Here is a 14,958-nt window from a genome sequence, read left to right as displayed (position 1 = left end):
CCCTGCCACCCAGCCCGCGGCCAGCCAGCCTTCGCGGGCCGCACGCCCCGCCACGCAGCCGGCCACGCCACAGACCCGTCCCGCCGCCACGACCCGCACGCCGCCACGCACCACGCAGGCGCCCGCCTCCCAGACGCCCGCCACGCCCCGGCCCCAGCAGGTTGCCCGCAGCGGCGGCTGACGCCCGGGCCGCCGACGCAGATCGTCACGTGGCACGGCTTGTCGCCTGGGCCTTGGGCGTGGCAACACGTCAATTCTCGACAGTCAGGGATGAAATCGGATGCCCAAGCCGCTGAAGAAGGCCGTCATGCCCGTTGCCGGGATGGGGACGCGCTTTCTGCCCGCCACCAAGGCGCTGGCGAAGGAAATGCTGCCCGTCGTGGACCGGCCGCTCATCCAATATGCGGTGGATGAGGCGCGCGCCGCCGGCATCGAGCAGTTCTGCTTCGTCACCGGCCGCGGCAAGACCAGCATCGTCGAGCATTTCGACGTGGCCTATGAGCTGGAGAAGACGCTCGAAGAGCGCGCCAAGACCGAGATCCTGAACGAGCTGCGCGGCCTCGCCATCACGCCCGGCAGCCTGCTGACCGTGCGCCAGCAGGTGCCGCTCGGCCTCGGCCACGCCATCTGGTGCGCCCGCGCCTTCATCGGCGACGACCCCTTCGCCATCCTCCTGCCCGATGACCTGATGCAGTGCGAGAAGCCCTGCATCGGCCAGCTGGCCGAGGCCTATGCCGAGACCGGCGGCAATGTCGTCGCCATCGAGGAAGTGCCGATGGAGCGCGTGAACAAGTACGGCGTGCTCGACATCGAGAAGGACATGGGCAAGCTCGTCTCCGTGAAGGGCCTGGTCGAGAAGCCGCCCATCGACAAGGCGCCCTCCAACCTCACCATCATCGGCCGCTACGTGCTGATGCCCGAGGTGATCGGCCATCTCTCCAAGATGGAGAAGGGCTCAGGCGGCGAAATCCAGCTGACGGACAGCATGGCCAAGCTCATCGGCACCCAGCCCTTCCACGGCCTGCGCTACGAAGGCCGCCGCTTCGACTGCGGCGACAAGGTGGGCTTCCTGGAGGCGCAGATCGCCTTCGCCCTCGCCCGCCCCGAGATCGCGCCCGCCGTGCGGCAGTTCCTCGAAAACTACCGGTGAGGGCCGGTCGCGTGACCGCCTCCCGGCACGCCACCCCGGAATCCGCGCGCAAGCCGCGCGGCGCCGCCCAACCGGGCCTCCGGCCGGGCGCATCCGCAACGCGGCGAAGGCAAGGCGGCGGAGCCGCCGCCCGCCGTTTGAGGGCATAGACAGATGAAGATTGTCATGATCGGCGCGGGCTATGTCGGGCTCGTCTCGGGCGCCTGCTTCGCCGAATTCGGCGTGGATGTGGCGGTGGTGGACACCGACCCCGCGAAGATCGAGGCCCTGAAGGCCGGCCGCATCCCCATCTACGAGCCGCGCCTCGATCACCTCGTCGCCGACAATGCGCGCGAGGGACGCCTGAGCTTCACGACGAACCTGGACGAGGCGGTGGAGGGGGCGGAGGCCGTCTTCCTCGCCGTCGGCACGCCCACCCGGCGCGGCGATGGCCATGCCGACCTCAGCTACGTCTTCGCCGCCGCCGAGCAGGTGGCGCGCGCGGCGAAGGGCCCGCTCGTCCTCGTCACCAAATCCACGGTCCCGGTCGGCACGGGGCGCGAGGTGAAGCGCCGCGTGAAGGCCGCCCGGCCCGATCTCGACATCGCCGTCGCCTCCAATCCGGAATTTCTGCGGGAGGGTGCCGCCATCGGCGACTTCATGCGGCCCGACCGTGTGGTGATCGGCATCGAGGAGGGCGAGGCCGGCGCCCGCGCCGAAGCCGTGCTCAAGCGCCTCTACCGCCCCCTCTATCTGATCGAGACGCCGATCGTGGCGACCGGCCTCGAGACCGCCGAGATCATCAAATACGCCGCCAACGCCTTCCTCGCCATGAAGATCAGCTTCATCAACGAGGTGGCCGATCTCTGCGAGAAGGCCGGCGCCGATGTGCAGCAGGTCGCGCGCGGCATCGGCCTCGACAACCGCATCGGGCGCAAGTTCCTGCATGCGGGGCCCGGCTATGGCGGCTCCTGCTTCCCGAAGGACACGCTGGCCTTCGCGCGCACGGGCCAGGATCTCGGCACGCCGCTGCGCCTGGTGGAAGCCACCATCGCGGTGAATGACGGCCGCAAGACCGCCATGGCGGATCGCGTGATCGCGGCCTGCGGCGGCAGCGTCGCGGGCAAGACCATTGCCGTGCTGGGCCTGACCTTCAAGCCCGAGACGGACGACATGCGCGATGCGCCCTCGCTCGAAATCGTCCCCAAGCTCGCCGCCGCCGGCGCCGTGATCCGCGCCTTCGACCCGCAGGGGATGGAGGCCGCCCGCCCGCTGCTGCCGGCCGCCGTCCACTATGCCGCCAATGCGCTCGATGCCGTGGCGGGGGCCGAGGCCGTGGTGCTGCTCACCGAGTGGAACGAGTTCCGCAACATCTCGCCGGAGAAACTCGCGGGCGCCATGGGCGGCCGCGTGATGCTCGACCTGCGCAATGTCTACGACCCCGCCGCGATGCGTGAGGCGGGCTTCACCTATCATTCGATCGGACGACCCTGATGGCCGCTTTCCAGCACCAGTTCGACAAGACCTCGCTGCGCGAATACGACATTCGCGGCATCGTGGGGCAGACGCTGAACCCCGCCGATGCCTTCGCCATCGGCCGCGTCTTCGGCAGCATCATCGCGCGCTCCGGCGGTTCCCGCGTGGCGGTCGGCTGGGATGGCCGGCTCTCCTCGCCCGAATTGCAGAAGCACCTGGTGGCCGGCCTCGTCGCCTCCGGCATGGAGGTGATCCGCATCGGCTGCGGGCCCACGCCCATGCTCTACTTCGCCAGCTACGACCAGAAGGCCGATGGCGCGGTGATGCTGACCGGCAGCCACAACCCGCCGAACTATAACGGCTTCAAGATGATGATCGGCAAGAAGCCGTTCTTCGGAAAGGACATCCAGGCGCTCGGCGCCATGGCCGCCTCGGGCGACGTGGTGCCCGAGAAGCCCGGCACGGCGCGCGACGTGGATGTCAGCGAGGCCTATATCACCCGCATGGTCCAGGATTATGCGGGCGGCGGAAAGACGCTGAACGTGGTCTGGGACCCGGGCAATGGCTCCGGCGGCGCGATCACCGAGCGCCTGGTGAAGAAGCTCCCCGGCAAGCACGTCGTCATCAATGGCGAGATCGACGGCAATTTCCCGAACCACCACCCCGACCCGACGGTGCTCAAGAACCTCGAGCAGATCATCGCCCGGGTGAAGGCCGAAGGCGCCGATCTCGGCATCGCCTTCGACGGCGATGCCGACCGCATCGGCGTGGTGGATGGCGAGGGGCATATGCTCTTCGGCGACCAGCTCCTCGTCGTCCTCGCGCGCGATGTGCTGAAGGCGCATCCGGGCGCCACCATCATCGCCGATGTGAAGGCGAGCCAGGTCCTGTTTGACGAGGTCGCCAAGGCCGGCGGCCAGCCGCTCATGTGGAAGACCGGCCACAGCCTCATCAAGCAGAAGATGGCCGAGACCGGCTGCCCGCTGGCCGGCGAGATGTCCGGCCACACCTTCTTCGCCGACAAGTGGTATGGCTTCGACGACGCGCTCTATTCCGGCGTCCGCCTGCTCGACATCCTGGCCCGCAGCTCCGAAAGCCTGGCGCAGATGCGCGCCGCCCTGCCCGTGGTGCTCAACACCCCCGAGCTGCGCTTCAACTGCGACGAGACCCGCAAGTTCGAGGTGATCGAGGAGGTCCGCGGCCGCCTCGCCACCGAGGGCGCGCAGGTCCAGGCGGTGGATGGCGTGCGCGTGCTGAGCGAGGATGGCTGGTGGCTGCTGCGCGCCTCCAACACCCAGGCCGTGCTGGTCGCCCGCTGCGAGGCAAAGACCGAGGCGGGGCTGGAGCGGCTGAAAGCCCAGCTCGTCCGCCAGCTCGAAGCCTCGGGCCTGGAAGCGCCCGATTTCTCGGGCGAGAATGCCGGCCATTGAGGCAAACCCGGCCGGCGGATGATCCGCCGGCCGCTTTTTTCACCACGTCGCATCATTTGCGACTTGTTGCGCACCCGTCATCCGACTTATATGCCCATACTCCAACCGGCGAGGTCGGGCATGCAGGGTGATCCCAGGCAGGACAGCAGCTTCCCCCGCGCCAGCCGCTGGCGTGAGGCGGCCGACCTGCTCCGCTTCAGCCTGGAGGCCGCAGCCGTCTCCGGTGCCATCGTCCTCACCGCCTGGGTTTTCTCCGGCACCGGTTGACGCCTTCCGTTCCAGATCCCCAATCTATGGCCGGCAGCCGGACGAATCATGAATCCGGCGTCATAGGAGGATGCCGGAACCATGTTGTCCCGCCGTAGCCTGAGCCTCGCCCTGCTCGCCGCGCCTGCCGTGCTGCCCCAGGGCGCACGCGCCCAAGCCTGGACGCCCAGCGGGCCCATCCGCATCATCGTCCCCTTCCCGGCCGGCGGCACGACGGACATCCTGGCCCGCCTCTACGCGCAGCGCCTGACCGAGACGCTCGGCACCTCCGTCGTCGTGGAAAACCGGGGCGGCGCGGGCGGTTCCATCGGCTCCGACGTGGTCGCCAAGGCCGCGCCGGACGGCCAGACGCTGCTCTTCCACAACCTCACCTTCAGCACCACCACCGCCGCGCTGGAATTCGCGAACCGCGCGCCGCATTCCATCGAGCGCGACTTCGCCCCCATCAGCATGGGCGCCAATGTGCCGATGATGCTGCTGGTGCACCGCGACGTGCCGGCCCAGACGATCACCGAATTCGCTGCCTGGGCGCGCCGCCAGCCCACGCCGCCCTTCTATGGCTCCACCGGCCCCGGCAGCACCATGAACCTGATGGGCGAGGTGCTGAAGCGCGACGGCAATTTCCCCATGGAGCACGTGCCCTTCCGTGGCGCCGCACCGCTGGTGCAGGACATGCTGGCCGGCCGCATCCAGTTCGGCGGCGACCAGCTTTCCTCCTCGCTGCAGCATATCCGCGGCGGCGCGCTGCGCCCCATCGGCACGCTCGCCGCCACCCGCGCCAGCGCGCTGCCCCATGTGCCCACCGTGCGCGAGCAGGGCTTCCCGAACGCCGAGATGCTGGGCTGGAACGGCTTCTTCGCCCCCGCCCGCACGCCGGAGCCCATCCTGACCCGCCTGCAGGCCGAGATCGCCGCCGCCGCGCGCTACCCGGCCGTGGCGTCCCGCATCCAGGAGCTGGGGGCCGAGCCCGGCGGCAATTCCAGCGCGGAATTCACCCAGCAGGTGCATGCGCAGATCGCCGCCATGCGCCCGCTGGTGCAATCGCTGAACATGCGCGTCGAATGATGCAGCGCCGCAGCCTGCTCGCCGCCCCGATCCTGGCCGCGCCCCTCGTCGCCCGGGCGCAAGCCTGGACGCCGAACGGCCCGATCCGCGTCATCGTCCCTTTCGCGGCGGGCGGCACCACCGACATCCTGGCCCGCCTCTACGGCAACCGCCTGACCGAGACACTGGGCGTGCCCATCCTGGTCGAGAACCGCGGCGGCGGCGGCGGCTCCATCGGCGCCGATATCGTCGCCAAGGCCCCGCCAGACGGCCAGGTGCTGCTGTTCCACAACTCCACCTTCTCCTCGACCAGCGCGGTGATGGAGTTCCAGAACCGCGCCATCCACTCCATCGAGCGGGACTTCGCCCCCATCAGCCTGGGCGCGCTGGTGCCCACGGTGGTGATGGTGCACCCCTCCGTGCCCGCCACCACCGTGCCGGAATTCATCGCCTGGGCGCGGCAACAGCCCCGCCCGCCCTTCTATGGCTCCACCGGCCCCGGCAGCGCCGGCCACCTGGTGGGCGAGGTGCTGAAGCGCGACGGCAATTTCCAGATGGAGCACGTGCCCTTCCGCGGCGCCTCCCTCCTCATGCAGGACCTGATGGTGGGCCGCATCCAGTTCGGCGGCGACCAGCTTTCCACCGGCATCCCGCATATCCGCGCGGGCGCCGTGCGCCCCATCGCCATCCGCTCCACCAGCCGCAACCGGCTGCTGCCGGAGATCTCGACGGTGCGCGAACAGGGCTTCCCGAACGCCGAGATCCTCGGCTGGAACGGCTTCTTCGCCCCGGCCCGGACGCCCGAGGCGGTGATGGTGCGCCTGCAGGCCGAGATCGCCGCCGCCGCCCGCCACCCACCGCTGGCTGCCCGCATTGACGAACTCGGCGCCGACCCGGGCGGCAATTCCACCGCCGACTTCACCGCCATGGTGCATGCGCAGGTGGCGGCACTGCGGCCCATCGTCGCTTCGCTCAGGATCGCGCCGGAGTAGCCAGGGGGGCCGGGGCCCCAGCCGCCGGAGGCCCTTTTTCTTCCCCCGACGCAGGTTCCGCGCCTGCCGGCCTCAGCCCGCCTTGGTGATGTTCCAGTAGACCGGGATCGCCGCCTCCAGGATCCCGCCCAGCCGCGCGCTATGCCCGCGCACCAGGCTCATCATCCCCAAGGGCAGATAGGGCACGCTCTCCACCGCGCGGCGCTGCGTCTGCACCGCGATGGCGCGGCGCTCCTCCTCCGTCGCGGCGAAGGCGAAGGCATCGCGCAGCCGCTCCAGCTCCGGATCATCCGGCCAGCCGGGCAGCGCCGTCCGCGCACCCGCCGAACGCAGCGCGATATGGCTGACGGGGTCCATCAGATCCACCGCCGCCGGCGCCGAGCAGAACAGGCTCCACCCACCCTGGCTCACCGGGTTCTTCGAGAGGCGCCGCGTCACCAGCGTCGCCCAATCCATCGCCTGCAGATCCACATTCATCCCCACGCGCCGCATCCGGTCGGCCGAGACGCGGGCGAAGGTGCTGCTGATCGTGCTGTCCTGCGCGTCCAGCACCACCACCGGCGTGCCGTCATAGCCCGATTGCTGCACGGCGGTCCGCGCCAGATCGAGATTGGGCGTCACCCAGCCCTCATTCGTGTGGAAGGGCGAGGCGCAGGGGAAGAAGCTGCGGCAATCCCGCCAGCGCGCGGGGTCGGTCATATAGGCCGGCATCATCTCCGCCGGGTCCACCAGGAGGCGCATCGCCTGGCGCAGCCGCGGATTGTCGAAGGGGGCGACGGCCTGGTTCATGCGGAAGATGGGCTGCACGCCCGCCGCATCCTGCGCGGCGAGGCGCAAATTCCGGTTGCGCGCCACCACGGGAAACAGGTCCGGCGGCAGCTCCTCGAAGATGTCGAGTTCGCCCGTCTGCAGCGCATTCAGCGCATTGCTGGAATCCGGCAGCACCACCCATTCCACGCGCTCCATGCGCGCGATCTTGGCGCCGGCCAGCCCGTCCGGCGCCTCGGCGCGCGGGCGGTAATCCGGGTTGCGGCGATAGGTGGTGCGGTCGCCCAGCCGCCAATCCTCGCGGCGGAGCATATAGGGCCCGCTGCCCGTGGGGTCGGTGATGGGCGTGGTGATCGGCGTGGCCGCCACGCGCGCCGGCATGATGAAGGCCGGCAACCCCGAGGGCTTGGCCAGCGCGTCCAGCACCAGCGCCCAGGGCCGCTGCAAGGTCAGGCGGAAGCGCCGCGCATCGAGCGCGACCAGCGTGTTGCCCTCCGCCAGCATCTGCGCGCCGTGCCCGTCACGGATCGCCCAGCGCCGCAGGGAAGCGACGACATCCTCACTGGTGACGGGCGCGCCGTCATGGAACCGCAAGCCCTCGCGCAGGGAAAACTCCCAGGTCAGGCGGTCGGCGCTGACGCTGTGGCTCTCCACCATCTGCGGCTGCGGCCGCAGCTTCGAGTCCAGCGCGAAGAGCGTGTCATAGACCATGTAGCCATGGTTGCGGGCCATGTATTCGGGCGAAATGAAGGGGTCCAGCGCGCGCAGATCGCCGAAGAGCTTCACCCGCAGCACATTCGGGTCGCCCCGGTTCTGCGCCAGCGCGGGCGCGGCCAGGCCAGCCATGGGCAGGGCGAATGTCGAGCGTCGGGTGATGGTCATGGATGCCTTCCTCGCGGCGACTTTGTGCGCCGTGGCATGCATCCTGGCCCCGCTGCGTGCCCCGTGTCACGCCGGAATTGATCGGCTACCGCGCGAGCGCCCGGGCCAGCAGGTCATCCAGCGCCGGCCCGTCATCCCGCGCCTCCAGCGCCGCATTTGCGAAAACCGCATAGCCATCGCCGCCGCGCCGCAGGAAATTGTTGGTGGCGACGCTGTAGGCCCGCCCCGGCTCCAACGGCCTCCAGCCGCCATCGGGCTCGCGCACCTCGGCCGCCACCACACGCTGGCCCACCGGCCGCGCCGCATCGAAGGTGAAGCGCAGCCCGGCCGTCTGCGGAAACCGGCCCGCGGGCCCCGGCAGCCGGGACAGGCCGTTCTCCAGCGCCTCCAGCAGTGTGGCGCCGCGCAGCACCATCCGCGCCGTGGTGTTGCCGAAGGGCAGCGCCCCCAGCACATCATTCATCGTGACCTCGCCACCCGGCAGCCCGGCCCGGACGCCACCGCCATTCTGCCAGCCGATCTCAGCCCCCACCCCCTCGCGCATCGCCTCGGCGACCAGCATGCCGATCTCGCAGGGCGCCGAGCCGCAGCCGGCGTTGCTCAGCGCCGCCGGCAGCCGCCCGACCACGCGCCGCCGCAGCGCCTCCAGCGGCGCGCCGAGCTGCGCCACCAGGGCGGCCAGCGTCGCATCCTCCGCGATATCGGCCGAGAGTTCGCGCATCTGCTGCTGGGCCAGCGTGACGCGCCCATCCGCCGCGAGATCGAGATCGAGGCGCCCCAGCCAACGCCCGAAGGCGCCCGCCTGCACGATGGTCACCGGCCGGTCCGGACCTTCCACGACCACGGGCGGCGCCACCAGAAGATGCGAATGCCCGCCCAGGATGACATCCACCCCCGCCACCTCGGCCGCCAGCCGCCGGTCCATCGAGAGCCCGAGATGCGAGAGCACCACCACCGTGGCCGCCCCCTCGCGCCGCGCCTCCCACACGGCGCGGTTCGCCGCCTCCATCGGGTCGGTGAAGCGCAGATGCGGGCCGGGCGAGGAGATGCCCGGCGTGTCCGGCGTGGTCAGTCCCACGACCACCACGCGCATCGCCTCGCGCCGGAAGGCGATGGTGGGCCGCACCTTGCCGGCCAGGGCGGGCTCCGCCGTCGCATCCAGATTGGCCGAGAGGACGGGGAAGGGCACGGCGGCGATGTAGCGGGCCAGCACCTCCGGCCCCAGGTCGAATTCGTGATTGCCGAGCGCCATGCCCTGCACGCCCCAGGCGCGCTGGACCTGCGCCTCCGCCTGGCCCTCGTGCTGGGTGAAGAAGAGGCTGCCGAGAAAGGTGTCGCCGGCATCCAGCAGCAGCGCCGCGCGCCCATCCGCCCGCGCCCCCTCGCGCGCCTCGGCGATCGCCGTCGCCATGCGGGCCGAGCCACCGAAGCAGGTCTCACCAGCACGGCACACCGCCCCCGTCGCGGCGATGGGCTCATGCCGGCTGTGGAAGTCGTTCAGGTGCAGCAGCGCCATGCGGGTGGCCACCTGGGCCTGCGCGGGGCGCAGCGCGGGGGCCGCCAAGGGAGATGAGAGCAGGAGGGGGAGCGAGCGGCGACGCAGCATGATGCCCCCTTCTGTGGCGGAAACGCCCCCGCCCGCAAGCTGATCCCGCATGACGGCTGATCTGCCCTTGCCATGCCATCTTTGCGGGTGAAGTCTGCACCTGTTCACCCATCGGTCGCGTCGCTTGCAGATCTACCTGCCCATCGCCGAAATGAGCGTGGATGCCCTGACGCTGGTGGGCATCGGCTTCGTCGTGGGCTGGCTCTCGGGCCTGTTCGGCGTGGGCGGCGGCTTCCTGCTGACGCCGGTGCTGATGCTGATCGGCATCCCCTCCACCGTCGCCGTCGCCTCGGGCGCCAACCAGACGCTGGGCGCCTCCGTCTCCGGCCTCATCGCCCAGGCGCGGCGGCAGAATGTGGACTGGCAGATGGGCGGCGTGCTGGTCGCGGGCGGCCTGGTCGGCAGCGTGGTGGGCGTGCAGATCTTCGCCCTGCTGCGCCGCGCGGGCCAGGTGGATGCCGCCGTCGCCATCTTCTACGTCGTCGTCCTCGGCGCCGTCGGCACGCTGATGGTGATGGAGAGCGTGCGCGCCATCTTCCGCCGCTCCCGCAAGCAGCAGGCCCGGCTGCACAACCATTCCTGGGCGCATGGCCTGCCGCTGAAGCTCCGTTTCCGCAAGAGCCGCCTCTACATCTCCATCATCCCGCCGCTGATGGTGGGCTTCGTCATCGGCATCCTCTCCGCGATCATGGGCGTCGGCGGCGGCTTCATGCTGGTGCCGGCGATGATCTACATCCTCGGCATGCCGACGGCGGTCGTCATCGGCACCTCGCTCTTCCAGGTGGTCTGCGTCACCGCCTCGGTCACCTTCCTCCAGGCCATCCAGGTGGGCGGCGTGGACATCGTGCTCACCCTGCTGCTGCTGCTGGGCGGTGTCGCGGGCGCGCAATTCGGCGCGGCCATGGGCGGCAAGCTGCGCGGCGAGGAGACGCGCGCGCTGCTGGGCCTGCTGGTGCTGGGTGTCGCGGGCTCTCTGCTCTGGGACCTGTGGCGGGTGCCGGAGAATTTGTTCTCCGTCGGGCCGGCGTGGTGAAGGAGTGTTTTCCCGCCCTCAAGCGCCGGGCGCGCGCTCCGCGCGCTTGGCTGGCGGCCCTCAGGGATGTTGCGCCGGTGGCACGCTCATCGCGTGGCCGCCGTCCGCGTTGCGGACGGATTCTCGGAGGGGGGCGCTGATGCTTCCTCGGGTGTCCTTGCTGGCCGGATGGCTCGCCGCACTGGCGCTGCTCCTCCCCACCCTCGCCCTTGCCCAGCCCTCCCCCCTCGTCGCCCGCCTCTCCACCGAGCGCGTCGCCATCACCACCGCCTTCGTGGGCGAGAGCATCCTCGTCTTCGGCAGCACCGAGGAACCGCTGGGCCCCGGCGGCGACGAAGTCATCATCCTTGCCCGCGGCCCCTCCGGCCCCTTCGTCGTCCGCCGCAAGGTCGAGGTGCTGGGCCTCTGGTTCAACGGCCCTTCCGCGCGCTTCGAGAACGTGCCCGGCTTCTACGCCGTGGCCGGCACGCGCCCGGCCTCCCTCCTCCTGCCGGAGGAGCTGCGCGAGGCGCGGGGCATCGGCCTCGCCACCCTGCCGCTGGTGTCCACCGGCGCACGCGCGCCGGGCTTCCGCCGCGCCCTCGTCTCGCTCAAGCAATCGGCCGGCCTCTGGCAAGAGGATGCGCAACCCATCGAGATCGCCGGCTCGCGCCTGTTCAACCTTCGCCTGCCGCTGCCCTCCACCGTCCAGCCCGGCTCCTACCGCGTCGAGGTCATGCTGGTCCGCGCCCGCCGCGTCGTGGCAACCGAGCAGCTGGGCTTCATCGTCGAGCGCGTGGGCACCGCAGCCGAAATCGAGAGGGTCGCGCGCGGCCAGCCCGTGCTCTACGCTCTCCTCTGCATCATCCTGGCCGCCGCCGCCGGCTGGCTGGGCAGCGTCGTCTTCCGGAGGAATTGATGCCCGAAGCTGCCGCCGAATCCGCACGGCGAGACCGCGTCTTCCTCGTCGTCGTGGATGACAGCCCCGAGCGCGCCGTCGCCCTGCGCTACGCGGCGCTCCGCGCCGCCAAATCCGGTGGGCGCGTGGCGTTGCTGCGCGTGATCGAGCCGGTCGAGCAGAGCGAATGGGCCGGTATCGGCGCCATGATGGCCGAGGAACGCCGCGACGAGGCGGAGGCGACCCTCTCCGGCCTCGCCGCCCAGGTGCGCGACATCACCGGCGGCCTGCCCATCCTCATCACCCGCGAGGGCAAGGTGGCCGACGAGCTGCTGGCCCTGCTGGAAGAGGACCCGCGCATCTCCATCCTGGTGCTGGCCACGGCGGCCAACGCCAAGGGCCCTGGCCCGCTGGTGACCGCGCTGACCGGCAAGCTCGCCGGGCGCATGACGGTGCCCATGACGATCGTGCCCGGCAGCATGAGCGATGCGGAGCTGGACCGCGTCACCTGAGGCCACACGGCGCGGCCTTCTGCTGGCCGCGCTGGCGCTGCCCGCCTGCGCCACCCTGCCCGAGCCGCCCGGCTGCACGGCCGCCCCGGGCCCGGCCGTCTGGCTGCTCGATGCCGGCTGGCACACCGAGATCGGCCTGCCGCCCGCATGGCTGCCGCCGGAGATCACCACCCCCTTCCCCGGTGCCGCGCTGCTCTTCCTGGGCTTCGGCAAGCGCGACTTCATGCTGGCGGAGCGGCCCGGCCTCGCCGAATGGCTGGCCGGCCCCATCCCCGGCGCGGCCGCGCTGCAGCTGACCGCCTGGCCCGGACCGCCGCGCCAGGCCTGGCGCCTCCCCATCACGCCCGGGGGCCTGGCGGCCCTTTCCAGCGCGCTGGCGAGCAGCTTCGCGCCCGGCCCGGAGCTGATCGAGGCGCGCCCCGGCCGACGCTTCTACGCCGCCGCGCGCGGCTACAGCCTCGCCTATACCTGCAACAGCTGGACGGCGGAGATGCTGGCCGCGGCCGGCCTGCCGATCGCGACCGAGGGCGTGGTCCTCTCGCGCGGCGTCATGACACAGGCGGCCCGCCTGCCCGGCGCCTGCCGCCTCGTGAACCGCGCCTGAATGGTTTGCCAATCGGCCCAGGCGGGTCTAAGCCGCAAGCCATGAAGCCCGCTGAAATCCAGGCCGTCCAGGCCCATCTCCGCAAGCTGCTCGGCAGCTCGAACCTCATGATCCGCGCCGCCGCCACGCGCAACGGCCCGGTCGAAGTGCTGGCCGGCGCCGAGACCATCGGCACCGTGGACCGCGACGCCGAGGATGGCGAAGTGACCTACCACGTCACCATCTCCGTTCTCGCCGAAGACCTCCCCAACCTCTGACGCCGCGCGCGGCGGGCCCGCCGGTCAGGCCGGCGCCCGCCCCGCCCGATCCACCGCGAGACATCACCCGGCACGCGCCCTGAAACGGCTGCGGAATGTCCGAGCGTCCCGCCTTGATTTTCAGAAATTCCTGAACATACTGACGTCCATGGACCTGCCCCCCGCCACCGCCGCCTTCGTCCTCCACTTCGGCGAGATGGGCTCGCGCTGGGGCATCAACCGCACCGTCGGCCAGATCTACGCCCTGCTCTTCCTCTCCGATCGTCCCCTCTGCGCCGATGACATCGTGGCGCAGCTTGGCTTCTCGCGCTCCAACGTCTCCATGGGCCTGAAGGAGCTGGAGACCTGGCGCCTCGTGAAGCTCCAGCACCTCCCCGGTGACCGGCGCGAGCATTTCACCACGCCCGACGATGTCTGGCAGATCGTCCGCATCCTGGCCGAGGAGCGCCGCAAGCGGGAAATCGACCCGACGCTCTCCCTGCTGCGCGACGTGCTGATGCAGAAGCCCGCGACGCGCGCCGATGAGCACGCCCAGGGCCGCATGGAAAACCTGCTCGAGGTGATTTCGCTTCTCACCGGCTGGATGGATGATGTGAAATCCTTGCCGGATGAAAGATTGATCGCACTTCTCAAATTGGGCGGCCGCGTCGCCCGCGTGCTGGAGGCGACCGAACGCTTCCAGGACATTGTCACCCGCCGCAACCGCCCCTCGAAGAAGGCCTGAACACGATGGACCCCATCCTCCTCGCCCGGATCCAGTTCGCGGCCAATATCTCCTTCCACATCCTCTTTCCCACCATCACCATCGCGCTGGGCTGGGTGCTGCTCTTCCTCAAGCTGCGCTTCGACAAGACGGGCGATGCCGCCTGGATGGACGCCTACAAGTTCTGGGTGAAGGTCTTTGCCCTGAGCTTCGCGCTCGGCGTCGTCTCGGGCGTCACCATGTCCTTCCAGTTCGGCACCAACTGGCCGGGCTTCATGGAGCGCGTGGGCAATATCGCAGGCCCCTTGCTGGCCTATGAGGTGCTGACCGCCTTCTTCCTGGAGGCCAGCTTCCTCGCCGTCATGCTCTTCGGCTATGGCCGCGTCCCCAACCGCATCCACACGCTGGCCACGCTGCTCGTCGCCGGCGGCACCAGCGCCTCCGCCTTCTGGATCATCGTGCTGAATTCCTGGATGCACACGCCGGTCGGCTACGAGATCCGCGACGGCGTGGTCCACGCGACGGACTGGATGGCGATCATCTTCAACCCCTCCATGCCCTATCGCCTCGCCCACATGATGCTCGCCTCGGGCCTCACCGTCTCCTTCCTGATGGCGGGCCTTTCCGCCTGGCGCTGGCTGCGCGGGGACCATTCCCCCGGCGTGGTGCGCGCGCTCAAGACGGGCGTGGTGCTGGGCGCCATCCTCATCCCCATCCAGATGTTCGCGGGCGATGCGCATGGCCTGAACACGCTGAAGCACCAGCCGCAGAAGATCGCCGCCATGGAGGGCATCTGGCACACCGAGCGCGGCCCCGGCCTCGTGCTCTTCGCCGTGCCGGACGCCGCGACGCAGACGAACAAGTACGAAATCAAGATCCCCCTGCTCGGCAGCCTGATCCTGACGCATTCGCTGGATGGCGAGGTGAAGGGCATCAGCGAATTCGGCGACAACCACCCGCCCGTCGCACCCGTCTTCTACGCCTTCCGCATCATGGTGGGTGTCGGTGTCCTCATGCTGCTCGTCTCCTGGTGGGGCGTCTGGACCATCCGCAAGCGCGGCATCACCCCCTGGCTCGCCCGCGTGCTGGTGGGGATGACCTTCTCCGGCTGGGTCGCGACGCTGGCCGGCTGGTACGTGACGGAGATCGGCCGCCAGCCCTGGCTGGTCACCGGCATCCTGCGCACGGGCGAGGCGGCGGGGCCGGTCGCGGCCACCACCATCCTGGGCTCGCTCATCATGTATCTGGCGCTCTACGCGGCGCTGCTGCTGGCCTATATCCTCACGCTGATGCACCTGGCCCGCCGCCCCGCCGCGCATGAGCCGGAGAAGCTCGGCGGGCCGGACACCCTCAAACCCGTGCCGGCGGAGTGAGCGCG

General features: G+C 70.3%; 16 protein-coding genes. 13 read left to right on the top strand and 3 right to left on the bottom strand.

Going from position 1 to position 14,958, the window contains the following annotated elements; all coding sequences use genetic code 11:
• A partial coding sequence (locus KTR66_RS19865) for a hypothetical protein (RefSeq protein WP_213615678.1) occupies positions 1–216 on the bottom strand: 216 nt, incomplete at its 3' end.
• Between the two features lie 64 nt (positions 217–280).
• Between KTR66_RS19865 and galU the strand changes: the two genes are divergently transcribed.
• From galU to KTR66_RS19835, 6 genes are all read left to right on the top strand, one after another.
• Complete coding sequence (gene galU / locus KTR66_RS19860) at positions 281–1,150, top strand: UTP--glucose-1-phosphate uridylyltransferase GalU (protein WP_213615676.1); 870 nt, start codon at positions 281–283, stop codon at positions 1,148–1,150.
• A gap of 153 nt (positions 1,151–1,303) precedes the next feature.
• A complete protein-coding gene (locus tag KTR66_RS19855) occupies positions 1,304–2,623 on the top strand; it encodes a UDP-glucose/GDP-mannose dehydrogenase family protein (RefSeq protein WP_213615674.1) in 1,320 nt (439 codons plus the stop codon).
• Positions 2,623–4,035: a phosphoglucomutase/phosphomannomutase PgmG gene (gene pgmG / locus KTR66_RS19850; protein WP_213615672.1), complete on the top strand. Its 1,413-nt coding sequence runs from the start codon at positions 2,623–2,625 to the stop codon at positions 4,033–4,035. Before KTR66_RS19855 ends, pgmG begins: the two co-directional genes overlap by 1 nt.
• A gap of 120 nt (positions 4,036–4,155) precedes the next feature.
• Positions 4,156–4,302 (top strand): hypothetical protein, encoded by a 147-nt coding sequence (locus tag KTR66_RS19845; protein WP_213615670.1) that lies wholly within the window; start codon positions 4,156–4,158, stop codon positions 4,300–4,302.
• 81 nt (positions 4,303–4,383) lie between these two features.
• The gene (locus tag KTR66_RS19840) at positions 4,384–5,367 is read left to right on the top strand and encodes a tripartite tricarboxylate transporter substrate binding protein (RefSeq protein ID WP_213615668.1); all 984 of its coding nucleotides are present in this window, start codon (positions 4,384–4,386) and stop codon (positions 5,365–5,367) included.
• Positions 5,364–6,338: a tripartite tricarboxylate transporter substrate binding protein gene (locus KTR66_RS19835; protein ID WP_213615666.1), complete on the top strand. Its 975-nt coding sequence runs from the start codon at positions 5,364–5,366 to the stop codon at positions 6,336–6,338. The genes KTR66_RS19840 and KTR66_RS19835 overlap by 4 nt, the downstream gene beginning before the upstream one ends.
• Before the next feature lie 72 nt (positions 6,339–6,410).
• On the opposite strand, the gene KTR66_RS19830 is transcribed toward KTR66_RS19835, so the two are convergent.
• Together KTR66_RS19830 and KTR66_RS19825 are read right to left on the bottom strand one after the other, a co-directional pair.
• Positions 6,411–7,988: an ABC transporter substrate-binding protein gene (locus tag KTR66_RS19830; protein ID WP_213615664.1), complete on the bottom strand. Its 1,578-nt coding sequence runs from the start codon at positions 7,986–7,988 to the stop codon at positions 6,411–6,413.
• An 85-nt stretch (positions 7,989–8,073) separates the two neighbouring features.
• Positions 8,074–9,594, bottom strand: a complete 1,521-nt coding sequence (locus tag KTR66_RS19825; RefSeq protein ID WP_213615662.1) for a bifunctional UDP-sugar hydrolase/5'-nucleotidase — start codon at positions 9,592–9,594, stop codon at positions 8,074–8,076.
• Between the two features lie 124 nt (positions 9,595–9,718).
• Here KTR66_RS19825 and KTR66_RS19820 point away from each other — a divergent pair, with 124 nt between their 5' ends.
• The 7 genes from KTR66_RS19820 (at position 9,719) to KTR66_RS19790 (ending at position 14,953) form a co-directional block, all read left to right on the top strand.
• Positions 9,719–10,627, top strand: a complete 909-nt coding sequence (locus tag KTR66_RS19820; protein ID WP_213615660.1) for a sulfite exporter TauE/SafE family protein — start codon at positions 9,719–9,721, stop codon at positions 10,625–10,627.
• 139 nt (positions 10,628–10,766) lie between these two features.
• Positions 10,767–11,525 (top strand): TIGR02186 family protein, encoded by a 759-nt coding sequence (locus tag KTR66_RS19815; RefSeq protein WP_213615656.1) that lies wholly within the window; start codon positions 10,767–10,769, stop codon positions 11,523–11,525.
• A complete protein-coding gene (locus tag KTR66_RS19810) occupies positions 11,525–12,016 on the top strand; it encodes a universal stress protein (protein WP_213615655.1) in 492 nt (163 codons plus the stop codon). The genes KTR66_RS19815 and KTR66_RS19810 overlap by 1 nt, the downstream gene beginning before the upstream one ends.
• Entirely contained in the window at positions 11,991–12,620 is a 630-nt protein-coding gene (locus KTR66_RS19805) for a DUF2459 domain-containing protein (protein ID WP_213615652.1), read from the top strand. Before KTR66_RS19810 ends, KTR66_RS19805 begins: the two co-directional genes overlap by 26 nt.
• Positions 12,621–12,661: 41 nt before the next feature.
• Positions 12,662–12,877: a DUF3126 family protein gene (locus KTR66_RS19800; protein ID WP_213615650.1), complete on the top strand. Its 216-nt coding sequence runs from the start codon at positions 12,662–12,664 to the stop codon at positions 12,875–12,877.
• 148 nt (positions 12,878–13,025) lie between these two features.
• Positions 13,026–13,601 carry a GbsR/MarR family transcriptional regulator gene (locus KTR66_RS19795; protein ID WP_213615648.1) on the top strand — a complete coding sequence of 192 codons (576 nt, stop codon included), beginning with the start codon at positions 13,026–13,028 and terminating at the stop codon, positions 13,599–13,601.
• A 5-nt stretch (positions 13,602–13,606) separates the two neighbouring features.
• A complete protein-coding gene (locus tag KTR66_RS19790) occupies positions 13,607–14,953 on the top strand; it encodes a cytochrome ubiquinol oxidase subunit I (protein ID WP_213615646.1) in 1,347 nt (448 codons plus the stop codon).
• Positions 14,954–14,958 lie beyond the last annotated feature (5 nt).

Source organism: Roseococcus sp. SDR, from assembly GCF_019083995.1.
Taxonomy (GTDB): Bacteria; Pseudomonadota; Alphaproteobacteria; order Acetobacterales; family Acetobacteraceae; genus Roseococcus.
Note: the sequence above shows the minus strand (reverse complement) of the source record. Positions and strands in the feature narration are given on the sequence as shown.